Source organism: Aeromonas sp. s1(2024) (genome assembly GCF_040908005.1).
GTDB lineage: Bacteria > Pseudomonadota > Gammaproteobacteria > Enterobacterales > Aeromonadaceae > Aeromonas > Aeromonas caviae.
The window spans coordinates 102146-126035 of the sequence record NZ_JBFOCW010000083.1 but is presented as its reverse complement, the minus strand read 5'-3'; the positions used below and the strand labels follow the sequence as shown (position 1 = coordinate 126035).

Here is a 23890-nt window from a genome sequence, read left to right as displayed (position 1 = left end):
ATGCTTACCCTGTCGAAAATTTCCAATATCCGCAGTCAGCTCTCCCCCAGCGAGCTCAAGATCGCCGATTACATCCTGGCTTGCCCGGAGCAGGTGACCCACTTCTCCTCCCAGGAGTTGGCCCAGCAGGCTGACGTCAGCCAGTCGAGCATAGTGAAGTTCACCCAGAAGATCGGGTTCAAGGGCTTCACCGCCTTCAAGCTGGCGGTGAGCGAGGATCTGGGGCGCAAGCACGCCATCAAGACCGACAACGTGGGGGATCTCTACAACGGCATCGGCCGGGACGACGATCTGGAGACCATGGCCAAGAAGCTGGCCCAGGAGAAGATCAACTCCATCGTGGAGACCACCCAGGCGCTCGACAATGCCACCCTGGCGCAGGTGCTGGATGCCATCAACCAGGCTGGCCGGGTCCAGCTGGTGGGGATCGGCGGCTCGGCGCTGACCGCCAAGGATCTCTGGTACAAGCTGCTCAAGATCGGGGTCACCACCCTGTTCGCCCAGGACAGCCACGTACAGATCTCCATCGCCCAGACTCTGGGGCCGGGGGATGTCCAGCTGGTGGTTTCCTATTCCGGCGCCAGCCGGGATGTGCTGGCGGCTGCCGAGCTGGCCAAGCGCAACGGCGCCACCCTGATCGCGGTCACCTCGTTTCGCAACACCCCTCTGCGGCAGATGGCCGACATGGTGCTGGACACAGTGGCCGACGAGAACGAGCTGCGCATCTCCTCCATCTCGTCGCGTACCGCCCAGAACACCATCACCGACATCCTGTTCCTCGGCCTGGTGCAGCGCCGTGACGAGGCCTGGGCGCTGATCGACGGCACCCGTGGCGCTATCGACCGACTCAACAAGGAGTGAAGCGGCCCGGCTGCAACAGACGCCGAGACCTGCCGAGAGAGAAAAACCACCCGCCTGCGGGTGGTTTTTTTATGGGCCAGTGCCGGCTCAGAGGGCAAGGGCCCAGCGCAGGAAGGCCTTGCGCTGGGCCTCGTCGGCGGCGAGGTAGCGCCGTTGCAGTTCGGGGTCGACGGGCACGGCGCCCGGGGTGGCTGCGGGCAGCACGGGCGTGACGGCTGGCAGGGCGGTGGCTGCGCTGGCTGACCCGTCGTAACGGGCCAGCAGCGCCTGATAGTCGGTCAGCAGACTGTCCTGGCTGCGGGGGAGGGTGGTTGCCGACAGGGGGTGGCTACCCTCGGGGGTCTCAAGCCGCAGGTTGGGGTGGGTGGCAAAGTGGCGAATGGCCCGGGAGTCGGCCAGCGGCGGAGTGGTCAGTTTCAGGGTGCCGCTGGCGGGCAGGGTCAGGGTCAGCAGCTGCGGGGCGGAGCGGACGCGCCCCTGGCTCTCGTTGGTGGAGCCGGGATCGAGCGGGCTGTCGAAGCGTACCAGCAGCCGGGTTTCACCGGCGGGCAGCGTGAGGGCGCGCTCGAAGGGAGAGGTCTTGCCCCGGGATGAGGCCAGCAGGACGAGGGTGTCTGCCAGCTCCAGCCGGGCGGCCTGGGTCGGCAAGGCCAGCAACAGCAGCAGGGTGGTGAGCAGTGGGAAGCGGATCATGGGGTGCTCCAGCAGAAAGCAAAAAGCCGGCCGACTGGCCGGCAGGGGATCAGAACTCGTAGCGCAGGCCGAGGTGATAGAAGCTCTCGCTGTTGCTGCTGCCGCCAAAGCTGGTGATGGTGTTGTCAGCCAGACCATCCTCGCCATCACGGAACACGTAGGCGCTGTAGAGGGAAGAGCGCGGAGTGAGCTTGTACTGCAGCTCCAGGGTGGTGTCGCGCAGGCTCATGCCGTCCCCCCCGTCGTTGTCGAGGTGGCGGTAGCCGGCGCGGGTTGCCCACTTCTGGCTGATGTCGTAGACGGCGGTCAGTTCCCATACCTTGTCTTCACTTTCTGCCCGGCCGTTGCGATAGCTCACCTGATCCTTCGCGTAGAGGGCGCCCAGCATCAGCGAACCCAGGGTGTAGCGGGCGCCGATGCCGCTGAAGCGGTACTGGTCGGCGTCGGGATCCACCTTGCTGGCACCGGTCTGGGCCGCCTTGCTCTGCTGGTAGGCGATGACTGGTGCCAGCTTGCCCGCCGCACCGAGATCGAAGGTGTAGCGCAGGGCGCCGTTGTAGCCGTAGTCGAGATCCGAGGTGCCGTTGCCGAGGATGTAGGCCAGCGACAAGTCCAGATTACCGAGGGTGTTCTGGTATTGCAGGGTGCCGTCCTGACGGAACACCTGTACCGCGGTGGAGTCCACTTTGCTGGCCTGGCGCGCCATGGCGACGTCGGAGGCGGCAAACACGTCGCCGATGTCGGTGAACATGATGAGTCCGGAGGAGACCCGGCCACCGGTCACCTTGCCCCACAGGCCGCCATCGAGCCCGGCCCAGACGTAACGGGCGGTGAGGTCGCTGCTGTTCTTCTGCACGTTGTTGGCGTATTCGGCGGCATTGACCTGATACTGGGCCATGCCGATCACGGCCACCTGCTCGTTGACGGTCTGGCGGGCGGTAAAGCCGATGCGACCGTCGAAGTCCCCCTGGCTGTTGCCGTTTTTCTTGTCCGAGACGTTGAAGCCGATGCGACCGTAGAGATCGACGTTGGAGCCGTCATCGGCCTGGTAGATGACGGCGGCCTGCGCCGTACCGGCGGCAAACAGGGCAGGAATGGCCAGGGCAAGCATGGACTGTTTCATTGTTGTCTTTCCTGTGTGGGCTCTTGTGCCAGAGCCGGGGTGAGTGAAGCCGTGACCCCGATTGCTCGGGGCCAGATAGCCAGCTGGATAGAGGGGAGAGGGTTAGCTCAGATCGACGTTCTTGCAGCCGAAGAGCAGGGTGAAGAGGTAACCGCCGAAGTAGGCAACCGCCAGACCGAGGCCATAGACCATCATGCCGGGGAAGATCCCCTGGGCCGAGGTCATCAGCGGCAGCGCGACGATGCCGGAGGGGCCGAACACGGTGTTGAGGCCGACCGGCAGGCCCATCCAGGAGATGAGACCGACCACGAACCCCCCCAGCGATCCGCCGCAGCAGGCGGTGATGAAGGGTTTGACCCGCGGCAAGGTGACGCCGTAGATGAGCGGCTCACCGACCCCGAGCAGGCCGGGGATGATGGTGCCCTTGACCTGGGTGCGCAGCAGGGAGTCCTTGGCTGCGCGACTGTAAAGCGCCAGGGCGGCGCCGACCTGGCCGGCCCCTGCCAGCGCGAGGATGGGGAACAGGGAGTTGAAGCCCTGGGCATCCATCAGTGCGAAGTAAACGGGCACGAACCCCTGGTGAATGCCGAACATCACCGAGATGAGGAACAGACCGGCCAGGATGGCGGTACCGAACGGGTTGCCGTTGAGGTGGATGAAGAGCCAGGACATGCCGTTGTAGAGCTGCACCCCCAGGGGCATGATCAGGACGAAGGTGACGGCCCCCATGATCAGCAGGGTGATGCAGGAGGTGAGTATCATGTCGAGGCTGTCCGGCATGAAGCGACGCACCTGGCGTTCCACCGAGGCGCCGATGATGCAGGCGATCAGCACCCCGATGATGTTGCCACGGGGATCAATGTGGTGGCCGAAGAAATCGGTGATGCCTGAGTAGATGCCGCTGGTGGCTTGGGGGTCATAGCCCATCACAAACAGGGAGGCCAGAATGGCACCGTTGACCCCGGAGCCGCCGAACGCTTTCTGGGCGTTGTAGCCGATGAGAATGCTGAGGAAGCTGAACAATCCCTTGCTGAACAGTTTCATGTAACCGACCAGCTCCACCAGCATGCCGCCGGTAGCTGCGCCGTCCTGCAGCAGGGTCTGTTCGATCAGGGTGGCAAAGCCGAGCAGCAGCCCCGCGGCGATAAAGCCGGGGATCAGTGGTGTAAAAATGGTGGCAAACTTGGCCAGAAAGCGGTGGGCCGCACTGCTCTGTTTCTGCTTGAGTGCCTGCTTGTTGGCCGAGGCGATGTCGCCAAGCTCGGTGGGGGCCGCAGCCGGAGCCTCCAGCGCCCCCAGTCCTGCGCTCAGCATGCCGTTCATCAGCTCGCAGGCGGTCTGAGCCTTGCCCGGCCCCAGCACGATCTGGAACTGGTTGTCGCTCTCAATCACCCCCATGACGCCGGCGATGCCCTTGATGGTATCGCGATCCGCATGCAGGCTGTCCGCCAGGCTCAGTCTCAATCGGGTCATGCAGTGGCCGCAGTGGGTGATGTTGTCCCGGCCGCCGATGGCCTGGATGATCTGGCCGATCATGGTGTCAGTTATTTTTGCCATAAAGAACCCAGTCAGTCTGTGGTGTCAGCAGGGTGCCTGGCACCCCGTTCTCGTTATGTGATGGTCATCCCTGGCCTGGCCAATGTGCGGTTGGCCGATCAGTGGGTGCATTGGCTGATGAAGCCGTTGCTGCTCTGCAGACGGGTGCGGGCTTCGTCGGCCGTGAGTCCAGCCAGGATCATCACGATGGCGGTCTTGCAGTGGTTGTCCGCCTGCGCCAGCGCCCGCTCCGCCACGGCGCGCTCGCAGTCGGTGGCCTCCATCACGATGCGTTTTTGCCGCTCTACCAGCTTGGCGTTGGTGGCTTCCACGTCCACCATCAGGTTGCCGTAGACCTTGCCGGTGCGGATCATGGCGCCGGTAGAGAGCATGTTGAGGATGAGCTTCTGCGCCGTGCCCGCCTTCATGCGGGAGGAGCCGGTGACGATCTCGGGGCCGACCACCGCCACCATGCTGATGTCGGCGGCCCGGGCCAGCGGGCTGCCGGGGTTGCAGCTGATGCTGCAGACCGTGGCACCCACCGCGCTGGCGTGGGCCATGGCGCCCAGTACGTAGGGGGTTCTGCCGCTGGCGGCGATGCCCACCAGCACATCGTTGGCGCAGAACTGGATGTTCTTCAGATCCCGGGCACCCAGCTCTGCGTCATCCTCGGCGTTCTCGACCGCCTGCAAGATGGCCTTGTGGCCGCCAGCAATCAGGCCTATCACCTGCTCGGCAGAGACGCCATAGGTGGGCGGGCATTCACTGGCATCCAGGATGCCGAGCCGGCCCGAGGTGCCGGCGCCGATATAGACCAGGCGCCCACCCTTGCCAAAGGCTGCCGCGATGGCATCGACCGCCCGGGCGATTTCGGGCAGCAGTTGGCCCACCGCCAGCGCCACCTGCTGATCCTCCTGATTGATGACGCGCAGCATCTCCAGGGTCGACAGCTGGTCGATTTCGACGCTGGCCGGGTTGCGGGTCTCGGTAATCATGCTTGATAGGTCAATGGTCATCGTTTCCTCTGCTTAAGGTCATCGCCACTCCCGGCGTAAAACATCCCTCTCGATGATGAACATGATCATCGATTTTTGATTTCGATGATGAGATCAATGTCGCATAATTAATTATTCCATTAATTTCTAATTATTAGCTGTGAAAATTCCTGCACGGAGAGGGTTGGGTGGGACCGGGGTGATGCCGATGGCACTAGAGGGGGGAGAGGCTGAAGGAGAGCCAATAAAAAGCCCCGGCAGGCGCCGGGGCTGGGAAAGGGCTCGGGTCAGTTGACCGAAATGGCGCGGGCGTCGATGAAGAAGCGGGCGTGGCCGTGGTCATCCACCCTTATCTGGGCGAGCAGGCGATCCTTTCGCTTGAACTCCCATCCTGTCTTGATCCGGGTCAGCGCGGGGCTGGCGGCACCGACCACGTTCAGATACTCATGAAACAGGCTGTAGCTTCCAATCTCGGTCAGCATCTTTTCCATTTGCATATCTCCTCAAGTGATGGGGTCAGCACATGCCACGCTAGCGGCAACCTCCTGAACCCTGCCTGTACAAAAACCAGACTACCCCATCAAGATGAAGGCAATATGATCAGGCGCAAGATCAGGAGGGATTTGCACGAAAAATGACACCGTTTTCAATCAGGGCTGGCGCGGCACGGCGAGATGATCGAGGGCGGTGGATCCGGCATGGGACGGCAAGGCGGCAGCGGGTTGTTCCATCACCTGACCATGGAAGACGGGATCCTGCGCCACCTCCTTGACACCGTTGATGCAGAACTGCATACCCATGCACACCAGCAGGAAACCCATGATGCGTGTCATGGCGTCGATGCCGGTGGCACCCAGGATCTTGCACACGGGATCTGCCAGCTTGAGCACACCCCAGCTGATCAGGCTCATCAGGGCGAAGGCGGTGACCATGGCGGCATAGATGACGACGCGATCGGCCTCGGCCGGCAGCTCGGCGATCTGGGCCGCGCCGCTGATCACCAGCGCCATGGTGCCGGGTCCGCACATGCTGGGCATGGTCAGGGGCACGAAGGCGATATTCTGGTTGGCCTCGACCCCGGCAGACTGGTTTGGCGAGGGGAACAGCATGCGAAAGCCGATGAAGGCGATGATGAGGCCACCGGCCAGGCGCAGGCCGGGAATGGAGATCCCGAACAGATCCAGGATGGAGGATCCGATGAAGAAGCTGACGCACAGGGTGGCGAACAGATAGAGGGCGGCCATGTTGATCTGGCGGCGAATGTGCTCGCGGGACATGCCCTTGCTCAGCCCCAGCAGCAGGGTGGCCGTGGTGGGCGGGTTGACCATGGGCAGCAGGGCCAGCAAGGCGAGAAAGATGACCTGGAAGAACATAGTGGACCTCGGGCAGGTGGACGGATTGGGGTGAGCTGGCAGGTCCGCAGCGGACCGCCACCCGGTCGATGATATCCGCAAAGAACAAGCCCCGACAGTGCGGGGCTTGCTTGGGAAGGATCAGGCGGCCTGCGGGGTGGCCTGGCGTTGGCCGCGCTGGCGCAGCCAGAGCCAGATGCCGAGCACGAAACCGAGGGCGGCCAGGCTGACCACATAGTGGGAGGGGGCCAGCACGTCCTCCTTCATCCAGAGGGTGACCAGCATGGGGGTGAGGCCGCCGAAGATGGCGTAGGCCACGTTGTAGGAGAACGACAGCCCGGAGAAGCGCACCACCGGCGGGAAGGCATTGACCATGACGTAGGGCACGGCGCCGACGATCCCCACCGCAAAGCCCGCCAGCATGTAGAGGGGCACCAGCTGATCCGTGCCGGCCGCCAGGCTGTGGTAGAAGGTATAAGTGGCGCCGGCCAGCAGCAGGGAGCCCAGGATGAAGGTAGGACCGCTGCCGATGGCATCGATCAGGCGACCATAGACGATGCAGCCCAGGGTGAGGGCGACGATGGCCAGGGAGTTGGCGGTCAGGGCATCGGCCGGGCTGATGCCGTGCACCTTCTGCAGATAGGTCGGGGTCATCAGGATCACCACTACTATGCCGGCGGAGAGCAGCCAGGTCAGCAGCATGGAAACGACGACGCTGCCCTTGTGTTCACGCAGCACCGTCTTGAGGGGCAGCTCCTCGGCCAGGGACTTGTTGGCCTGCATCTCGGCGAAGACCGGGGTCTCGTGCAGCCAGCGGCGCAGGTACATGGCGACGATGCCGAACACGCCGCCGAGCACGAAGGCCAGACGCCAGCCCCAGTCGCTCACATCCCCCGGGCTCATGCCACGGTTGATGGCGGTCGCCACCAGGGAGCCGAGCAGGATGCCGGCGGTCAGCCCCGCGGTGAGGGTGCCGCAGGCGACACCGACCCGGCGGGCGGGCACGTGTTCGGCCACGAAGACCCAGGCACCGGGGACCTCCCCGCCGATGGCGGCCCCTTGCAGGATCCGCAGCAGCAGCAACAGCAGGGGGGCGGCGATGCCGAGCACGGCGTAGGTGGGCAGCAGGCCGATCAGCAAGGTCGGCAAGGCCATCAGGATGATGCTGAGGGTGAACATCCGCTTGCGGCCGATGAGATCGCCAAAGTGGGCCATGATGATGCCCCCCAGGGGACGAGCCAGGTAGCCGGCGGCGAAGATGCCGAAGGTCTGGAACTGGCGCAGCCACTCGGGAATGTCGGCCGGGAAGAAGAGCTCGCCGATGACCACGGCGAAGAAGACGAAGATGATGAAGTCGTAGAATTCGAGGGCGCCGCCCAGCGCCGCCAGGCTCAGGGTTTTGTAATCCTGTCGATTGAGGGGGCGACCGTGGTCGTGCGATGTGCTGACTTTACTCATATCCTTATGTTTCCCATCGTTTTTTTAGTTATTCTCCCCGGTGTGCTGCGGGGATACGCTCACCCACGAGGGTATGCTTTTGTGTCCCGCAATGTAAATCGCACAATTCGCAACACTGTCTTGCAGCACGGTGCGGCAAGTAGCTGGAGAGATCATGACGAAGAAAAAGGTACTGCTCTCCTGGAGCAGCGGAAAAGACAGCGCCTGGGCCTTGCATCGCCTGCGCCAGGATCCGGCCATCGAGGTGGTGGGGCTGTTCACCACCCTCAACCAGGCGTTCGAGCGGGTGGCCATGCACGGGGTGCGCAAGCAGTTGCTGCTGGCACAGGCTGAGTGCGTGGGCTTGCCGCTGACCACCATCGACCTGCCCTGGCCCTGCAGCAATGAGGAGTATGGGCGCATCATGACGGGCTTCATCGCCGATGTGCAGGCCAAGGGCATTCACCACATGGCGTTCGGGGATCTCTTTCTTGAGGATGTGCGCGCCTATCGGGAGCGGCAACTGGCGGGGACCGGCATCACGCCGCTCTTCCCGCTCTGGGGCAGCGACACGACCGAGCTGGCGCAGGCGATGATCGACGCCGGGCTCAAGGCCAGGGTCTGCACCCTGGATCCGGGCAAGCTGGACGCCGGGTTAGGTGGTCATGAATTCGGTCCGGCCTTGCTGGCTGCCCTGCCCGCCGGGGTGGATCCCTGCGGCGAGAACGGGGAATTTCACACCCTGGCCTGGGACGGCCCCATGTTCCTGCATCCCTTGCCCATCCGGGTGGGGGAGACGGTGCTGCGGGACGGCTTCGTCTTCACCGATCTGCTGCCCGCCACCGCCTAGTCGCGATTGGACTCCCGCTCGCCCTTGTCGTCGTTGTAACGCAGGGCGATCTCGTGGAACTGCTGGTGGATGCGGGCAAAGGCGTCCGTGATGTCGGGGTCGAAGTGATTGCCTCGTCCCGCCAGTATGATCGGCACCACCTCCTGGTGGGACATGGCAGCCTTGTAGCAGCGCTTGCTGATGAGGGCGTCGTACACATCGGCCAGCGCCATCAAGCGGGCCGAGAGCGGGATCTCGTCACCGTGCAGGCCATAGGGATAGCCGGTGCCGTCCCACTTTTCGTGGTGGTAGCAGGCGATCTCCTTGGCCAGTCGCAGAAATTCCACCTCTACCCCCAGCGCCTCCTCGGCATGGACGATGGCCTCCTTGCCGAGAATGGAGTGGTGCTTCATCTGGGCAAACTCGTCCGCATCCAGCTTGCCAGGCTTGAGCAGGATCCGGTCTGGCACGCCGACCTTGCCGATGTCGTGCAGCGGGGCCGATTTGAACAGCAGATCGATGGTCTTGGGGGTCAGCTCTGCACGAAAGCGGGCATGCTCGCAGAGGGTCTCCGCCAGCAGCCGCACATAGTGCTGGGTGCGCAGGATATGGTTGCCGGTCTCGTTGTCGCGGGTTTCGGCAAGAGAGGCGAGGGAGTGGATGGTGATGTTCTGGATCAGTTCGTTCTCCCGGGTGCGCCGCTCCACCTCCTGCTCCAGAAAGGCGTTCTGGTCGTGCAGCAGATCCCGCGCCGCTTTCAGCTCCAGGTGGTTTCTGACCCGGGCCAGCACGATGGCGGGGGTGATCGGCTTGTGGATGTAGTCGACGGCCCCCAGCGCCAGGCCGTGCGCCTCCGCACTCTCCTCCACCTTGGCGGTCAGGAAGATCACCGGGATCTCCCGCACCTGCGGCATCTCCTGCAGCGCCTGCATCACCTGATAGCCGTCCATCTGGGGCATCACCACGTCGAGCAGGATCAGATCCACCCGGGTGCCGGCCGAGAGGATCTCCAGCGCCCGCTGGCCGCTGATGGCGACCTTGACCCGGTAGTGGGGGCTGAGCAGGGCGCTGAGCAGGGAGAGGTTCTCCGGTGTGTCATCGACCACCAGCAGGGTGGGTTTGGTATCGGGATCCAGCAAGTTGAGCATGATGGCGCCTCACTCTTGGTTGAACAGATCGGGTCTGAGGGCCCGGACTTGTTGCAGATATGCCAGGGCATCGGCGAAGCGAAAACGGGTCATGGCATCGTGCATGGCCGGTGCTGCCTCGCCCAGCAGGGGAGCGAGCCTGGCCTGATTGCGCTGGAACAGGATGAAGGCTTCCGCATCGTCTTCCAGCAGCAGCCCGGTCAGCTGGTGCAGCAGGGGGGCCAGCTCGGCGGGGGTAGCCTCCGGCAAGCCGGGGGTGGCAGGGGCCGGCAGCAGTGTCAGCAGGCTGGCGGCCAGTTGCTGCTGCTGTTGCAGCCCCAGCTCGGCCAGCGGCAGCAGGCTGGTGGCATCGTCTCCCCGGGCGAGGGCGCTCTCCAGCCGGGCCGAGACATCCTGCAGCGACCCGGCCCCCAGCGTTGCGGCTATGCCCTTGAGGGTATGGGCCTGTCGATGCGCTTCTTCCCGGTCATTCGCCTGCAGGGCGGCCAGCAGGGTTTCCATCGGCTGACTCCCCTGGCGGGCGAAACGTTGCAGCAGATCCCGATACCACTCCCAGTTGTGCATCAATCGTTGCAGGGCTGGCTCGGCGTTGAGCCCGATCGCCTGCAACTGTGGCAGCAAGGCGGTGGCGGGTGATGCGTGTGAGGCCGTGAGCGTGCTGTTGACCTCGCGGCTGAAGGAGGTTGCCCAGCGCTGCAGGGCCGCATACAGCCTGTCGGGGTCGATGGGCTTGGCAATGTGATCGTCCATCCCGGCAGCGAGGCAGCGTTCGCGGTCACCGGCCATGACGTTGGCCGTCATCGCCAGGATCGGGGTGTGTTGCCCGATGTCTTCCCGCTCGCGCAACAGCCGGGTGGCGGCCAGGCCATCCATCACCGGCATCTGCATGTCCATCAGGATCAGGTCGTAGTGGGTCTGGGCCACCATCTCCAGCGCGATGGCACCATTGCCGGCGATGCTGACATCGGCACCGACCGCCCGCAGCAGCTCCAGCGCGACTTGCTGATTGAGCTCGTTGTCTTCCGCCAGCAGGATCCTGAGTCCGTCGAAGCGGTAGCGATGGGCCACCTGCGGTGGTTTGAAGGTGAGTGAACTGGTTTGCTGGCCAAACAGGCCGATGACGGTATCGAACAGCACGGAGGCGCATACGGGCTTGACCAGCACCCGATCAAAGCCGGCGGCATCGGCCTGGCGAAAGACCTCTTCCCGTCCGTAGCCGGTCACCATGACCCGATAGGGACGCGGGCCCATGCTGCGGGCGATGAGGCGGCGACCGGTCTCGATGCCATCCAGCCCCGGCATGTGCCAGTCCAGCAATACCACTTCGTAAGGCTGTCCCTCCTGCTCGGCGCCGGCGATCATCTGTAGTGCCTGCTGGCCCGACTCGGCGGTGTCCACCACAAAGCTCATGCTGCGCAGCAGGGCGGCCATGATGGTGCGGGCGCTGGCACTGTCGTCGGCCACCAGCATGCGGCGCCCGCGCAGATCCAGGCTCGGCAGATAGCGGGATCTGCGCCTGCCCCTACCGAGTCGGGCGGTAAACCAGAAGGTGCTGCCCTGGCCTGGTTCGCTCTGTACCCCCACCTCGCCGCCCATCAGCTCGGCCAGTTTGCGGGAAATGGCGAGGCCGAGGCCGGTGCCGCCGTACTTGCGGGTGGTGGAGCTGTCCGCCTGCTGGAATGACTGGAACAGCCGCTGCTGCTGCTCCTGGCTCATGCCGATCCCGGTGTCCTGTACCGAGCAGTGCAGCAACACCTCCTGGGGTTGTTTCTCCAGGCAGCTGACCTTGACCAGGATCTCCCCCTGCTCGGTGAACTTGACCGCGTTGTTGGCGTAGTTGATCAGGATCTGGCCGAGGCGAAGGGGATCGCCATAGAGCAGGGTGTCGAGCTGGTGATCGACCTCGAACAGCAACTCTATGCCCTTGGCTTCCGCCTTTTCGCCCACCAGGGTGGCCAGATTCTCCAGTACATGGTCGAGATCGAATTCGATCCGCTCCAGATCCAGCTTGCCGGCCTCGATCTTGGAGAAGTCGAGGATGTCGTTGATGATGCCGAGCAGATGCTGGGCCGAACGCTGGATCTTGCTGACATAGTCGAACTGCTGCGGATCGAGCCGGGTCTGCAGGGCGAGATGGGACATGCCGAGGATGGCGTTCATGGGGGTGCGGATCTCGTGGCTCATGTTGGCGAGAAAATCGCTCTTGGCCCGGGTTGCGCCCTCCGCCAGCTCATAGGCCACTTCCAGCTCCTGGTTCTTGGCCTGCATCACCGCAAACAGCTCGTCCCGGGTCGGTTCTGCGAACTGCTGCTGCATCTGTTGCAGCAGCAGTTCATCGGGCCCGCGGGGCAGGCGGTAGACCAGGGCGATGGCGTTGTCCGCGTGCGCGACCAATCGGATGCCACATGATTGGCGGCCGTCCGGCTCGGGGGGGATGGGGGCGTCAGCCGAGAGCGAGAGCCACAACTCCTGTGTGCTAGGCTCCAGCCACAACTGCAGTTGCAGCGGCTCCGTGTTCGCCACCAGCTGGCGTACCAGCTCGGAGGTGGCGCCCGCCAGCGGTGCCACGAAGGTGGGAGTTCCGTCGAGGCAGGTGAGTACCTGGATCACCTTGCGCCGGGCGGTGAGTGCCGCCGCCGGGCCTGACAGCAGGGTTTCCCCGATCAGTTGCCGCATCTAGTCCTCCTTTCCTGCCAGCACACGCAGCACGATGCAGCTGGCATCGTCGGTGCTGCGGCCACTGTGGGCGATCACCTGGCGTGCCAGCTGGGCGGGCTCGGCAGCCAGATCCAGTGCTCCGTCGCGCAGGTTGAGGGATTCGCTGATACCGTCCGAATAGAGCATCACCACGTCCCCCGCGACGAGTGGCTGGCGCTGCAGCAAGGGGGTGGGGAAGCGCTCTCCCAGCACCCCATCGCGGGAGATGCCGCGCCAGGGTTCGTGGCCGCGCAGGCAGATGCGGGTATTGCCGATGCCGGCATAGCTCAGCTCACCCCGTTCGCCGTTGACCAGGGCCACGCCGGCGGCGGCGCCCCGGGTACCGATGCAGTGCTGGTGCAGCAGTTGCAACAGGCGGGCCGGTTCCTGCTCGTGGGTTTGCTGCAGCGCAGCCTCCAGCACCTGTACCAGCTTGTTGGCCGAGGCACCGTGGCCGCTCACGTCGATCAGGATCAGCGATACCCCCTCCGGCCCCGGTCGGATGAAGGCCAGATCACCGGAGACCCGTTCCGGATAGCAGGGGCGGTTCTCGCTGGCCCATGTCAGCTGCAGGCCGGCGTGCAGCTGGCCTGTGCAGGCGAGAGGAGGGATTGGTCTGGATACCAGGGGCGCCGCGCCCAGCCACTTGCGGGCCTGCACCAGAGTTCCCCCTTCCGGCGGGGTACTGATAGTGAGTTCAGACATCATGCGGCGCACGCCGGGCAGGCCTAGTCCCAGGGTGCCCGAGGTGCTGTAGTGATCCTGCATGGCCTGATGCACGTCCCCAATGCCGGGTCCCTGATCGCGGGCGACGATGTCGATGCAGGGACGCCCGCTGGGATGGTGGAGGGTGAGGGTGATCTCCCCCCGCTCGGCGTATTTCAGGATGTTGCTGCCAAGCTCGGAGACCACGGTGGAGAGCATGGCACGGTCCACCTCGGACAGGTTGGCGATGAAGGGGAGGCGGCGTACCGCCATCACCGTCAGGTGCAGGTCGATGTCGTGGCGCAGCGGGTAGCTGGCTTCTTGAAGGCACTGTTCCAACTGCATGATGCGCTACTCCTCATCCTTGAGCGTCCTGCGAACATGGGCGAAGGCATCGTCCATGTCGAGAAAGCAGCGCAGCGGCCCGGGCTCGGCATCGGCCAGCGCCAGGAAGGCGGCGATCCCTGCATTGAGCCCAACCAGCAGGCAGACGGCACCGAGCAGGCGGCACACCTCGGCCAGTTTGCGTACCTGCCTGAATTCGTGGTGATCGAGCAGCATGACCCCGGAGAAGTCGAGCAGTACCGCGTGCTGGCGGCCCAGCATCAGCCGCTGGGAGAGGGCCTGCATCAGTTGCTGCATGCCCTCGTCACCGAGGTCGGGGCGCATGCTGACCACGATGCAGTCGGCCACGTCGGCGATGCCCAGATCATTGTTGAGCAGCATGCATCTCTCCTGGAGGCCTAGAGGGTGGATCCGACCCGCTTGAGGGCGATCTCGAAGGCATCCCGCAGGGTCGCCGTGGTGCGGATGTCGCCGACAGAGACCCCCAGCTCCACCATGGTGCGGGCGATGGCCGGCGAGACGCCGGAGATGATGGCCTCGCACCCCATGAACTGGGTCGCCTTGGTGATCTTGATCAGCTGGTTGGCGACGCCGGTATCCACGGTGGCGACTCCGGCGATGTCCAGTACGAAGACCCGGGCCCGGGTCTCGGCAATCTTGGTGAGCGATTTGTTCATCACGTCGGCGGTACGCATGGAATCGATGATCCCCACCAGCGGCAGCAGCAGGATCCCGTCCCAGATGGGGGTGACCGGGGTCGACATCTCCTGCAGCGACTTGTGCAGCTCCTCGCGCACCCTGGCGGCCTCTTCCGCCTCCTCCATGGCGCGCTTGAGCTGGTGATGCTGTTCTACTTGGGCTGTGATGTCGGTGGCAAACTTGACGATCTTGCTGGGCTTGCCGGTGAGATCCAGCACCGGGTTGTAGGAGCCCTGGATCCAGATCTCTTCACCCTGTTTGCCGATTCGGCAGAACTCTCCCGCCAGGAATTCACCGCGGCGCAGGGTTTCCCAGAAGGTGCGATAGTCGGCCGACTGGGCGTAGTCGGGATCGACCAGCAGCCGGTGGTGCTGGCCCTTCAGCTCTTCCAGCTGATAGCCCACTGTCTCCAGGAAGCGGGCATTGGCATCGAGGATGATGCCATCCAGTGAAAACTCCACCTTGCCCATGACCCGGCTCAGGGCGTTGAGCTGCCCCTCGAAGTTGGCGTTCAGCTGCTTCTGTTCGGTCAGGTCCATGGTGTATTCGATGACCTGAACCAGCGCGCCCTGTTCGTCCAGCAGGGGGCTGCAACTGCCTCGCAGCCATATGTCCCGCCCCTGCCGATCCCGGCGGCGAAACTCTCCCTCCTGTGCCTGCCCCGTTCGCAGCGCCTGCCAACGGGCGGCCTCGTCGGCGGATTCTGCTGCCTCCGCGGGGAACAGCATGCTGTAGTGCTGACCCTTGAGCTCGGCCAGCTGGTATCCCATGATGGCGAGAAAGCGGGGGTTGGCATCCAGAATCAATCCGTCTGGCGCGATCTCGAGCCGGGCCATCAGCTGGTCGACGGCCTCCAGTCTGGCCTGGGATGAAGCGGGAGTGACAGTATTCGAATGGGCAGCTGCGGTGTGCACGTCCATGGCATCTCCGGTAAATGGTGCAATTGATTTGAATGCCATTAGAAGGCGTACAGCAGTTATAGCCCACCGGGGCGAGAGCGGGGGACAAGAAGTGCCGAAAGAGCCTGCTGGCGGATGGGTCTTGGGCCTGGGGAGTTCGTCATGAACACCTTATATCGGGACTAATGTCCTTATCGCCCCGCTTTGCCCTGGTTGCCGCCAGCCTGACCCTGCCCGCCGTGGCAGTTGAAATCCCGACCAGCCCCGCCGGTGTCATTGCGGTGAGTCTGGCCCAGCAGGCCCCCCTTCACTGGGTGTCGGTGATGCAGATTGCCAGGAGCCTGGATGGGCTGCCGCCGATGGCGGTGGGTTTCGACATCGATGACACCCTGTTCTTCTCCAGCCCGGGGTGCTATCGCGGCAAGAAGGCGTTCTCCCCCAATGGTGAGAGCTGCCTGAAGAATCCGGCCTTCTGGGAGAAGATGAGCAACGGCTGGGACGCGTTCAGCGTGCCGAAAGAGGTGGGCAAGGCGCTCATCGCCATGCACTTCCCGCGCGGCGATCACATCTACTTCGTCACCGGCCGTTCGGCCAACTCCACCTACTTGCCCCTGCCGCTGGCTGGCGCATGGGAGGAGGAGGTGATCGTCAACTCCCTGTACTGAGGTTCCCATGCATGGCAAAAGGGCCGGATCCTGTCAGGTTCCGGCCCTTCTTTTGGGCGTCTAGCGGGCGGCGAAGGTGTCGCAACTGGCGGGCTTGCCGCTGTCAAAACCGCGTTTGAACCAGGCGAGGCGCTGGGCCGAGGTGCCGTGGGTGAAGCTGTCGGGAACGACCCGGCCCTGACCTTGCTGCTGCAACCTGTCGTCGCCGATGGCCTGGGCGGCATTGAGCGCCTCTTCCAGATCGCCACGCTCCAGCACCTGCTCTTTTTCCATGTAGTGGCCCCAGACCCCGGCGAAGCAGTCCGCCTGCAGTTCGAGCTTGACCGACAACCGGTTCTGGGCAACCTGGCTCAGCCCCTGTTGCTGCTGGCGCACCTTGGTGGAGATACCGAGCAGGTTCTGCACGTGGTGGCCCACCTCGTGGGCGATCACATAGCCCTGGGCGAAGTCGCCGTCGGCCCCCAGCTTGTCGCGCATGTCCTGATAGAAGGAGAGATCGATGTAGACGGTGCTGTCGGCCGGACAGTAGAAGGGCCCCATCACCGACTGCCCCTGGCCGCAGCCGGTGCGGGTCGCACCGCGATAGAGCACCAGTCTGGGGGCCTGATAGTGGTTGCCACTTTGCTGGAACATCTCGCCCCAGGCGTCCTCCGTGGAGGCGAGCATCACCGAGGTGAAGCGGGCGAGGGGATCGTTTGCAGCCTGGGACGAGTTCTGACGCTGGGGCTGGCTCTGCGGGGCCGGATCCTGCAGCAGGGGGCCGAGGTCCACGCCGTAGTACCCCGCCACCATGACCACCACCAGCAGGATCAGGCGCCCCTTGCCACCGATGGGCAGGCCGCCGCCCCCGTTGCCGCCGCCTTGCTGGCGTCGGTCTTCCACATTGTTGCTCTCACGGCGATCTTGCCAGCGCATATCCCCATACTCCCGTCATTGGTGGTGGCAGTAATGATAATGGCTGGCGCCGGGGCTTGCCTAATCGGCCCGGGTCATTCGGCCCAGGGCATCTCGGGCAGGCTGTCGAGAAACTCGCCGTAACGGACGAGGTTGAAGGGGCCCTGTTCGGCTTCCATGGCCATGAGCTCGGCACCCAGGGCGCAGGCGATGTATTGCAGCGCCTCTTCCCGCGGGGTGCCCTTCATCACCAGGCGCATCAGGGTGGCTTTCACCTGGAGGGGATGGCCGTCGGCGAGCTGATTCTCCACCATCTCCAGCAGTGTCTCTTCATCAAAAAATTCGGGGGTATCGGTCATGGCCGTTCTCCTGCCTGTTCCATGGGGTGGGCAGTATAGCGGGGACGCGGCTCCCGGGGGCGAAAATATCGTCCGGGTCTTGCCAAGGAAGCGGGGCGGGAGCAGTCTTGGACACTCTCTCTGCCGAACGAGCCCATGTCATGATCCTCTCCGAGCGCCTGGAACTGCGCGAACTGACCATAGTCGATGCCCCCTTCATTCTCGAACTGCTCAACGATGGTGATTTTCACCGCTACATCGGCGATCGCGGGGTGCGTACCCTGGCGGATGCCGAAAACTACATCCAGCAGGGGCCTGCGGTCAGTTATGCCCGCCACGGTCACGGACTCTATCTGGTGGTGCGGCGGGAAGACGGAGCCAGGCTCGGCATCTGCGGTCTGATCAAGCGCGATACCCTGCCCTGTGAAGACATCGGCTATGCCTTCCTGCCCGCCTGGCGCGGCCAGGGCTATGCCATCGAAGCCGCGCGGGCGGCCATGGCAGATGGCCGTGAACGGCTCGGCATCGAGCGGGTGGTCGCCATCGTCACCCCGGGCAATGAGCGCTCGGTCCGGCTACTCGCCAAGCTGGGGCTGAGTCAGGGCAAACGGGTCAGGCTGGGAGCTGGCGAGGAGGAGTGCCTGCTGCTGGAGGCGCCTGACAAGGAGACTTGCGGGGTCTAGTCATCGCTCGGGTGGTGGGGCCATGCAGACTATGACGTCAGGCAAGGAGGCCGCCGTGAGTTGCGGCCTGTCTGCATCGGGCGCTGCCTGGGCAGGCAGGATCAGTTGAGCTCTTCGATGGAGAACTCGCCGGCGATGCCATCACAGGAGATGGCGAAGCCGCCGCTGAAGCGGGTGCTGAACTGGATCAGGAACGCATCGTCGTCGTGCTCTTGCACGGGCAGGTTGATGGGTTTGCTGCGACGCAGGGGTTTGCGGATCTGTACGTGTTTCATCATGGTATTTCTCTATATAAATTAAGTGTTTGCTCCTTGTATTGGCAAATGTCAGGTCAATGGGCGCGGTCAGCACGATGGCGGACGAGCGCGCAGGAATACCCAGCCCGGTTCAGGGGCGTCTGCACTTTCAAGGAAGGCGCCAAGGACCACGCGGATGCATGATGCTACTTGGGAGTGGGCAGATCGGGTCTGCACCGTGAGAGCCGGGCAACGCAGGCAGACAGCCTGAACGGTTCTCAAGGCGAGTAAATCAGAAGAAGGTTATGCGGGTACTGGCAGGATTCATCGTGAGGTGAAGCATTGCGAACATAATCAGGGCTGATTAACTAGCCGGCGCGCATTCTCTCCTCGAAATGTGTAAAAAGCAAACACTAATTGTGCGTTCACCCAGTCATTCCCTGTTTTTCACTGCCACGGGGACGGCAAAAGGGCTCCCGAGGGAGCCCTTTTCATTGCCGGTCAGGGACGGGCTCAGGCGTCGCCACAGGCCTTCTTGGCGGCGGTGATCATGGGGGTAATGGTCATACCCTGTACCACGATGGAGAACATCACCACCGAGTAGGTCATCACCAGGATCACCTGGCGCAGATCGACGTTGTGCTCCGGGATCATCATGACACCGGATGGCAGTGCCAGGGCCATGGCCATGGCCAGGCCGCCACGCAGGCCGCCCCAGGTGAGGATGCGCACCGAGAAGGTGTTGTAGCTGCGGAACTTGCGGAACGCCACATAGGGCAGGGAGACGCTGATGAAGCGGGCGGCCAGGCAGAGCGGTACCGCGATGACCAGCAGGATCCAGTCGCGCCAGGCCAGATCCAGCAGCACCAGTGCCAGACCGATCAGCAGGAACAGCAGGGCGTTGAGGAACTGATCCATCAACTCCCAGAAGTGATCCAGGTGGTGCTGGCTCTGCTCGGAGAAGCCGGAATGACGGGTCCAGTTGCCGATCATGATGCCGGTCACCACCATGGCCAGGGCGCCGGAGACGCCGATCATGTTGGCGAAGGCGAAGCCCGCGGTCGGGATGCAGAGGGTCAGCAGCAGCTCCAGGGAGCCGTCGTCGGTGGCGCTGATCATCACGTGGGCGATGAGACCCAGCACGGCCCCGAACAGGATGCCGCCGAGAGCCTCATGCAGGAACAGACCGGCCACGCTGCCGAAGGTGGGCTCCACGCCGCCAAAGGCCACGGCAAACACGGTGGCGAAGATGACGAGGCCAACACCGTCGTTGAACAGGGATTCCCCCTCGATCTGGATGGCGATCTGGGGTGGCGCCTTCATCTTCTTGACGATGGCCAGTACGGCAATCGGGTCAGTGGGGGAGATCAGGGCACCGAACAACATGCAGTAGACCAGCGGCAGGTCCCAACCCAGCAGCTTGGCGATGAACCAGAAGCCGTAGCCGATGAGGAAGGTGGAGAGCAGGGTGGCGGCTATGGCCAGAATGGTGATTTCCCACTTCTGGCTACGCAGCGCCTTGAGGTTGATGCCAAGGCCGCCGGCGAACAGCAGGAAGCCCAGGATCCCCTTCAACAGGAAGTTCTGGAAGTCGATGCTCTCCATGGTCTTGATGGCGAGAGGCTCCAGATTGAACCAACCCAGTTTGCCAAACAGCACCAGCAGCGCGGAGATCAGCATGGAGCCCGCAGTGATGGCGATGGTGGTCTGGATCTTCACAACATACTGGTTGGCAAAGGCGATGAAGATCGCCAACGCTGCCAGGAAGCAGAGTGTGTAGTAGACGCTCATAGTTATTTTTCTCTTTGGTAAACAGCAAGCACGTATCCCTCTTGAGGACGGGCATAGGGTACTCCCGGGTTAGATCATGCTCATTACCTATTTATGGTTATATTTAATCGTCATCACGGACAGATAGACGGCTAGATTTCCATTTAATTTGATTGCTGCTAGGATGGGCATCACGCAGTTGCATGGATGTAAGGGGTACGAGCGGTGTCGAGCAGAGAGTCGAACAAGAAAGCGGATGTCACAGCCAGGCTGGAAGCCTGTCTCAAGGAGCGGATCCTGATCATCGACGGGGCCATGGGCACCATGATCCAGGGTTACAAACTCGGTGAGGCGGACTATCGGGGGGAGCGGTTTGCCGACTGGCATACCGACATCAAGGGCAACAACGACCTGCTGGTGTTGAGCCGTCCCGCCGTCATTCGCGAGATCCACGACCAGTATTGTGCCGCCGGGGCCGACATCCTCGAGACCAACACCTTCAACGCCACCCGCATCGCCATGGCGGACTACGAGATGGAAGCGCTCTCGGCCGAGATAAACCGGGAGGCGGCCCGCCTGGCCCGCGCCGTGGCGGACGAGTGGACCGCCAAGGACCCGGCGAAACCGCGCTTTGTGGCAGGGGTTCTGGGCCCCACCAACCGTACCGCCTCCATCTCGCCGGACGTGAACGATCCGGGCAAGCGCAACGTCACCTATGACGAGCTGGTGGCCGCCTACACCGAATCGACCCACGCCCTGATCGAGGGCGGTGCCGACATCATCCTGATCGAGACCATCTTCGACACCCTCAACGCCAAGGCGGCCGCCTTCGCGGTGGACCTGGTGTTCGAGGAGCTGGGTTACAGCCTGCCGGTGATGATCTCCGGCACCATCACGGACGCCTCCGGTCGTACTCTCTCGGGCCAGACCACCGAGGCCTTCTACCATTCGCTGCGCCACGTCAAACCGGTCTCCTTCGGTCTCAACTGCGCGCTGGGGCCGGATGAGCTGCGCCAGTACGTGGAGGAGCTGTCGCGCATCAGCGAGACCCATGTCAGCGCCCACCCCAACGCGGGCCTGCCCAACGCGTTTGGCGAGTACGACCTCGATGCTGTCGAGATGGCCGAGCATATCCGCGAGTGGGCCCAAAGCGGCTTTCTCAATCTGGTCGGCGGCTGCTGCGGCACCACCCCGACCCATATTCGCGCCATGGCGGACGCCGTGGCGGGCATCAAGCCGCGCGTCCTGCCGGATCTGCCGGTAGCCTGCCGCCTGTCGGGCCTCGAGCCCCTCATCATCACCCCCGAATCCATGTTCGTGAACGTGGGGGAGCGCACCAATGTCACCGGTTCGGCCAAATTCAAGCGGCTGATCAAGGAGGGGCTCTACGACGAGGCCCTCGACGTCGCCAAGCAGCAGGTAGAGAGCGGCGCCCAGATCATCGACATCAACATGGATGAGGGGATGCTGGATGCCGAGGCGGCCATGGTGCGCTTCCTGAACCTCATCGCCGGGGAACCGGACATCGCCCGGGTGCCGGTGATGATCGACTCCTCCAAGTGGGAGGTGCTGGAGGCGGGCCTCAAGTGCGTGCAGGGCAAGCCGGTGGTCAACTCCATCTCCATGAAGGAGGGGGAGGACAAATTCATCGAGCAGGCGAAACTGCTGCGCCGCTACGGCGCCGCCGTCATCGTCATGGCGTTCGACGAGGTGGGCCAGGCCGACACCCGGGCCCGCAAGTTCGAGATCTGCCAGCGCGCCTACCGCATTCTGGTGGACCGCGTCGGCTTCCCGCCGGAAGACATCATCTTCGACCCCAACATCTTCGCGGTGGCGACCGGCATCGACGAGCACAACAACTACGCGGTGGACTTCATCGAGGCGGTGAAGGACATCAAGGAGCACCTGCCCCACGCCATGATCTCCGGCGGCGTCTCCAACGTCTCCTTCTCGTTTAGGGGCAACGAGCCGGTGCGCGAAGCCATCCACGCTGTCTTCCTCTACCACGCCATCAGGAACGGCATGGACATGGGGATCGTCAACGCGGGCCAGCTTGCCATCTACGAAGACATCCCGGCCGAGCTCAAAGAGAAGGTCGAGGCGGTGGTGCTGAACCTCAACGACAACGCCACCGAGGCGCTGCTGGCCATCGCAGAGAAGTATCGCGGCGCGGGTGCCCAGGCGGAGGATCCGCGGGATCAGGAGTGGCGCAGCTGGCCGGTGGGCAAGCGGCTCGAACACGCCCTGGTCAAGGGGATCACTGATTTCATCGAGGAGGATACCGAGGAGGCACGCGCCCAGGCCGAGAAGCCGCTGCACGTCATCGAGGGGCCGCTGATGGACGGCATGAACGTGGTGGGCGATCTGTTCGGCGCCGGCAAGATGTTCCTGCCCCAGGTGGTGAAGTCGGCCCGGGTGATGAAGCGGGCGGTGGCCTACCTGCAGCCTTACATCGAGGCGGAGAAGTCCGGCGGCTCCAGCAACGGCAAAATCGTGCTGGCCACCGTCAAGGGCGACGTGCACGACATCGGCAAGAACATCGTCGGGGTGGTGCTCCAGTGCAACAACTTCGAGATCGTGGATCTCGGGGTCATGGTCTCCTGCGAGACCATCCTCAAGACGGCCCGGGAAGTGAACGCCGACATCATCGGCCTGTCGGGCCTCATCACTCCGTCCCTGGACGAGATGGTGCACGTAGCAAAGGAGATGGAGCGTCAGGGGTTCAAGCTGCCGCTGCTCATCGGCGGTGCCACCACTTCCAAGGCCCACACCGCGGTGAAGATAGAGCAGAACTACTCCGAGCCCGTGGTCTATGTCTCCAACGCCTCCCGCGCCGTGGGGGTGGCCCAGAGCCTGCTGAGCCCGGAGCTCAAGCCCGCCTTCGTCGCCCGCATCGACAAGGAGTACGAGATTGCCCGGGATCAGCATGCCCGCAAGCAGCCGCGCTCCAAGCCGGTCAGCCTGGCCCATGCCCGGGCCAACCGCCATCAGCTGGACTGGGTGGGCTATGAGCCCCCGGCGCCCCGGGAGCCCGGCGTACAGAAGTTCGAAAACGTGCCCATCTCGGTGCTGCGCCCCTACATCGACTGGACGCCGTTTTTCCTCAGCTGGGAGCTGGCGGGCAAGTTCCCCCGCATTCTGGAGGATGAAGTCGTGGGGGAGGAGGCGACGCGCCTCTACGCCGACGCCAACGCCATGCTGGACCAGCTGGAGAAGGATCAGAGCGTGCGCTGCGCCGGCATCGTCGGCCTGTTCCCCGCCAACGCCGTGGGGGACAGCATCGAGGTCTACACCGACGAGACCCGCACCCAGGTGCGCAAGGTGCTGCACCACCTGCGCCAGCAGAGCGAGAAGCAGGGCTTCCCCAACTACTGTCTGGCGGACTATGTGGCGCCGAAAGAGAGCGGCAAGCCCGACTGGATCGGTGCCTTCGCGGTGACCGGCGGCATCGGCGAGGAGGCCATCGCCAAGGCCTACAAGGCGGACCACGACGACTACAACGCCATTCTCATCCAGGCGGTGTGCGATCGCCTCGCCGAGGCCTTTGCCGAATACCTCCACGAGCAGGTGCGCAAAGTGCACTGGGGCTATGCCCCGGACGAGGCGCTCAGCAACGAGGAACTGATTCGCGAAAATTACCAGGGGATACGTCCGGCGCCGGGCTACCCGGCCTGCCCGGAGCACACCGAGAAGGGGAGCATCTGGGAGCTGCTGGACGTGGAGCAGGCCATCGGCATGCAGCTCACCGAGTCCTACGCCATGTGGCCGGGGGCAGCGGTGTCGGGCTGGTACTTCTCCCACCCCGAGAGCAAGTATTTCGCCGTGGCCCAGATCCAGCAGGATCAGGTGGAAGACTATGCCATGCGCAAGGGGATGACCCTGGCAGAGGCCGAACGCTGGCTGGGGCCCAACCTGCATTGATCCCCGTCTGCCCCGCCTCACGCGGTGCGGGGCAGGCGCCGGGTACGCACGCCATATCGAGGTT

General features: G+C 63.8%; 21 protein-coding genes. 5 read left to right on the top strand and 16 right to left on the bottom strand.

Annotated elements, in window-relative coordinates:
* A complete protein-coding gene (locus tag AB5Y70_RS20005) occupies positions 1 to 861 on the top strand; it encodes an SIS domain-containing protein (protein WP_103244116.1) in 861 nt (286 codons plus the stop codon).
* Between the two features lie 87 nt (positions 862 to 948).
* Here the strand turns inward: AB5Y70_RS20005 and AB5Y70_RS20000 are convergent, their stop codons facing one another.
* The 7 genes from AB5Y70_RS20000 to AB5Y70_RS19970 all read right to left on the bottom strand — a co-directional run bounded on the left by AB5Y70_RS20000 (position 949) and on the right by AB5Y70_RS19970 (position 8018).
* A complete protein-coding gene (locus AB5Y70_RS20000; RefSeq protein WP_103244117.1) occupies positions 949 to 1554 on the bottom strand; it encodes a DUF2057 domain-containing protein in 606 nt (201 codons plus the stop codon).
* Between the two features lie 49 nt (positions 1555 to 1603).
* Positions 1604 to 2677, bottom strand: a complete 1074-nt coding sequence (locus tag AB5Y70_RS19995) for a porin (protein WP_103244118.1) — start codon at positions 2675 to 2677, stop codon at positions 1604 to 1606.
* A gap of 102 nt (positions 2678 to 2779) precedes the next feature.
* Entirely contained in the window at positions 2780 to 4234 is a 1455-nt protein-coding gene (murP, locus tag AB5Y70_RS19990; protein WP_103244119.1) for a PTS N-acetylmuramic acid transporter subunit IIBC, read from the bottom strand.
* Between the two features lie 98 nt (positions 4235 to 4332).
* The gene (murQ, locus tag AB5Y70_RS19985; protein ID WP_103244120.1) at positions 4333 to 5229 is read right to left on the bottom strand and encodes an N-acetylmuramic acid 6-phosphate etherase; all 897 of its coding nucleotides are present in this window, start codon (positions 5227 to 5229) and stop codon (positions 4333 to 4335) included.
* A gap of 266 nt (positions 5230 to 5495) precedes the next feature.
* Positions 5496 to 5699, bottom strand: coding sequence for a hypothetical protein (locus AB5Y70_RS19980; RefSeq protein ID WP_041212219.1), 204 nt, complete (start codon positions 5697 to 5699; stop codon positions 5496 to 5498).
* Positions 5700 to 5858: 159 nt separating this feature from the next.
* Positions 5859 to 6581, bottom strand: coding sequence for a MarC family NAAT transporter (locus AB5Y70_RS19975; RefSeq protein ID WP_043154359.1), 723 nt, complete (start codon positions 6579 to 6581; stop codon positions 5859 to 5861).
* 120 nt (positions 6582 to 6701) lie between these two features.
* The gene (locus tag AB5Y70_RS19970) at positions 6702 to 8018 is read right to left on the bottom strand and encodes an MFS transporter (RefSeq protein WP_039040437.1); all 1317 of its coding nucleotides are present in this window, start codon (positions 8016 to 8018) and stop codon (positions 6702 to 6704) included.
* Positions 8019 to 8172: 154 nt separating this feature from the next.
* Here AB5Y70_RS19970 and AB5Y70_RS19965 point away from each other — a divergent pair, with 154 nt between their 5' ends.
* The gene (locus AB5Y70_RS19965) at positions 8173 to 8847 is read left to right on the top strand and encodes an ATP-binding protein (protein WP_103244121.1); all 675 of its coding nucleotides are present in this window, start codon (positions 8173 to 8175) and stop codon (positions 8845 to 8847) included.
* Here the strand turns inward: AB5Y70_RS19965 and AB5Y70_RS19960 are convergent.
* The 5 genes from AB5Y70_RS19960 to AB5Y70_RS19940 are packed head-to-tail and all read right to left on the bottom strand — an operon-like array spanning position 8844 to position 15340.
* A complete protein-coding gene (locus tag AB5Y70_RS19960; RefSeq protein ID WP_043154351.1) occupies positions 8844 to 9974 on the bottom strand; it encodes an HD-GYP domain-containing protein in 1131 nt (376 codons plus the stop codon). The genes AB5Y70_RS19965 and AB5Y70_RS19960 overlap by 4 nt on opposite strands.
* A 9-nt stretch (positions 9975 to 9983) precedes the next feature.
* A complete protein-coding gene (locus AB5Y70_RS19955; RefSeq protein WP_103244122.1) occupies positions 9984 to 12650 on the bottom strand; it encodes a response regulator in 2667 nt (888 codons plus the stop codon).
* Positions 12651 to 13721, bottom strand: a complete 1071-nt coding sequence (locus AB5Y70_RS19950) for an ATP-binding SpoIIE family protein phosphatase (RefSeq protein ID WP_103244123.1) — start codon at positions 13719 to 13721, stop codon at positions 12651 to 12653.
* 6 nt (positions 13722 to 13727) lie between these two features.
* A complete protein-coding gene (locus tag AB5Y70_RS19945) occupies positions 13728 to 14102 on the bottom strand; it encodes an anti-anti-sigma regulatory factor (RefSeq protein WP_043154645.1) in 375 nt (124 codons plus the stop codon).
* Between the two features lie 17 nt (positions 14103 to 14119).
* Positions 14120 to 15340, bottom strand: coding sequence for a PAS domain-containing protein (locus tag AB5Y70_RS19940; RefSeq protein ID WP_103244124.1), 1221 nt, complete (start codon positions 15338 to 15340; stop codon positions 14120 to 14122).
* A 164-nt stretch (positions 15341 to 15504) separates the two neighbouring features.
* Here AB5Y70_RS19940 and AB5Y70_RS19935 point away from each other — a divergent pair, with 164 nt between their 5' ends.
* Positions 15505 to 15984, top strand: coding sequence for an HAD family acid phosphatase (locus AB5Y70_RS19935; protein WP_199767286.1), 480 nt, complete (start codon positions 15505 to 15507; stop codon positions 15982 to 15984).
* A 60-nt stretch (positions 15985 to 16044) separates the two neighbouring features.
* Here AB5Y70_RS19935 and AB5Y70_RS19930 read toward each other — a convergent pair whose 3' ends face one another.
* Both AB5Y70_RS19930 and AB5Y70_RS19925 read right to left on the bottom strand, forming a co-directional pair.
* Positions 16045 to 16899 (bottom strand): neutral zinc metallopeptidase, encoded by an 855-nt coding sequence (locus AB5Y70_RS19930; protein ID WP_042015333.1) that lies wholly within the window; start codon positions 16897 to 16899, stop codon positions 16045 to 16047.
* 74 nt (positions 16900 to 16973) lie between these two features.
* Positions 16974 to 17237, bottom strand: coding sequence for a hypothetical protein (locus tag AB5Y70_RS19925; protein WP_039040440.1), 264 nt, complete (start codon positions 17235 to 17237; stop codon positions 16974 to 16976).
* 140 nt (positions 17238 to 17377) lie between these two features.
* On the opposite strand from AB5Y70_RS19925, the gene AB5Y70_RS19920 reads away from it, so the two are divergent.
* Positions 17378 to 17899 carry a GNAT family N-acetyltransferase gene (locus AB5Y70_RS19920; RefSeq protein WP_010672652.1) on the top strand — a complete coding sequence of 174 codons (522 nt, stop codon included), beginning with the start codon at positions 17378 to 17380 and terminating at the stop codon, positions 17897 to 17899.
* Between the two features lie 101 nt (positions 17900 to 18000).
* Here the strand turns inward: AB5Y70_RS19920 and AB5Y70_RS19915 are convergent, their stop codons facing one another.
* Both AB5Y70_RS19915 and AB5Y70_RS19910 read right to left on the bottom strand, forming a co-directional pair.
* Complete coding sequence (locus tag AB5Y70_RS19915) at positions 18001 to 18177, bottom strand: hypothetical protein (protein WP_010672653.1); 177 nt, start codon at positions 18175 to 18177, stop codon at positions 18001 to 18003.
* 471 nt (positions 18178 to 18648) lie between these two features.
* Entirely contained in the window at positions 18649 to 19926 is a 1278-nt protein-coding gene (locus AB5Y70_RS19910; RefSeq protein WP_042880492.1) for a sodium:proton antiporter, read from the bottom strand.
* A gap of 204 nt (positions 19927 to 20130) precedes the next feature.
* On the opposite strand from AB5Y70_RS19910, the gene metH reads away from it, so the two are divergent.
* Positions 20131 to 23826, top strand: a complete 3696-nt coding sequence (metH, locus tag AB5Y70_RS19905) for a methionine synthase (RefSeq protein WP_103244126.1) — start codon at positions 20131 to 20133, stop codon at positions 23824 to 23826.
* Positions 23827 to 23890: the final 64 nt, after the last annotated feature.

What these genes read in the sequence shown, in the direction of transcription:
- AB5Y70_RS20005 (WP_103244116.1), top strand. Translation starts at nt 1, where the DNA reads ATGCTTACCCTGTCGAAAATTTCCAATATCCGCAGTCAGCTCTCCCCC.
- AB5Y70_RS20000 (WP_103244117.1), bottom strand. Translation starts at nt 1,554, where the DNA reads ATGATCCGCTTCCCACTGCTCACCACCCTGCTGCTGTTGCTGGCCTTG.
- AB5Y70_RS19995 (WP_103244118.1), bottom strand. Translation starts at nt 2,677, where the DNA reads ATGAAACAGTCCATGCTTGCCCTGGCCATTCCTGCCCTGTTTGCCGCC.
- murP (WP_103244119.1), bottom strand. Translation starts at nt 4,234, where the DNA reads ATGGCAAAAATAACTGACACCATGATCGGCCAGATCATCCAGGCCATC.
- murQ (WP_103244120.1), bottom strand. Translation starts at nt 5,229, where the DNA reads ATGACCATTGACCTATCAAGCATGATTACCGAGACCCGCAACCCGGCC.
- AB5Y70_RS19980 (WP_041212219.1), bottom strand. Translation starts at nt 5,699, where the DNA reads ATGGAAAAGATGCTGACCGAGATTGGAAGCTACAGCCTGTTTCATGAG.
- AB5Y70_RS19975 (WP_043154359.1), bottom strand. Translation starts at nt 6,581, where the DNA reads ATGTTCTTCCAGGTCATCTTTCTCGCCTTGCTGGCCCTGCTGCCCATG.
- AB5Y70_RS19970 (WP_039040437.1), bottom strand. Translation starts at nt 8,018, where the DNA reads ATGAGTAAAGTCAGCACATCGCACGACCACGGTCGCCCCCTCAATCGA.
- AB5Y70_RS19965 (WP_103244121.1), top strand. Translation starts at nt 8,173, where the DNA reads ATGACGAAGAAAAAGGTACTGCTCTCCTGGAGCAGCGGAAAAGACAGC.
- AB5Y70_RS19960 (WP_043154351.1), bottom strand. Translation starts at nt 9,974, where the DNA reads ATGCTCAACTTGCTGGATCCCGATACCAAACCCACCCTGCTGGTGGTC.
- AB5Y70_RS19955 (WP_103244122.1), bottom strand. Translation starts at nt 12,650, where the DNA reads ATGCGGCAACTGATCGGGGAAACCCTGCTGTCAGGCCCGGCGGCGGCA.
- AB5Y70_RS19950 (WP_103244123.1), bottom strand. Translation starts at nt 13,721, where the DNA reads ATGCAGTTGGAACAGTGCCTTCAAGAAGCCAGCTACCCGCTGCGCCAC.
- AB5Y70_RS19945 (WP_043154645.1), bottom strand. Translation starts at nt 14,102, where the DNA reads ATGCTGCTCAACAATGATCTGGGCATCGCCGACGTGGCCGACTGCATC.
- AB5Y70_RS19940 (WP_103244124.1), bottom strand. Translation starts at nt 15,340, where the DNA reads ATGGACGTGCACACCGCAGCTGCCCATTCGAATACTGTCACTCCCGCT.
- AB5Y70_RS19935 (WP_199767286.1), top strand. Translation starts at nt 15,505, where the DNA reads ATGTCCTTATCGCCCCGCTTTGCCCTGGTTGCCGCCAGCCTGACCCTG.
- AB5Y70_RS19930 (WP_042015333.1), bottom strand. Translation starts at nt 16,899, where the DNA reads ATGCGCTGGCAAGATCGCCGTGAGAGCAACAATGTGGAAGACCGACGC.
- AB5Y70_RS19925 (WP_039040440.1), bottom strand. Translation starts at nt 17,237, where the DNA reads ATGACCGATACCCCCGAATTTTTTGATGAAGAGACACTGCTGGAGATG.
- AB5Y70_RS19920 (WP_010672652.1), top strand. Translation starts at nt 17,378, where the DNA reads ATGATCCTCTCCGAGCGCCTGGAACTGCGCGAACTGACCATAGTCGAT.
- AB5Y70_RS19915 (WP_010672653.1), bottom strand. Translation starts at nt 18,177, where the DNA reads ATGATGAAACACGTACAGATCCGCAAACCCCTGCGTCGCAGCAAACCC.
- AB5Y70_RS19910 (WP_042880492.1), bottom strand. Translation starts at nt 19,926, where the DNA reads ATGAGCGTCTACTACACACTCTGCTTCCTGGCAGCGTTGGCGATCTTC.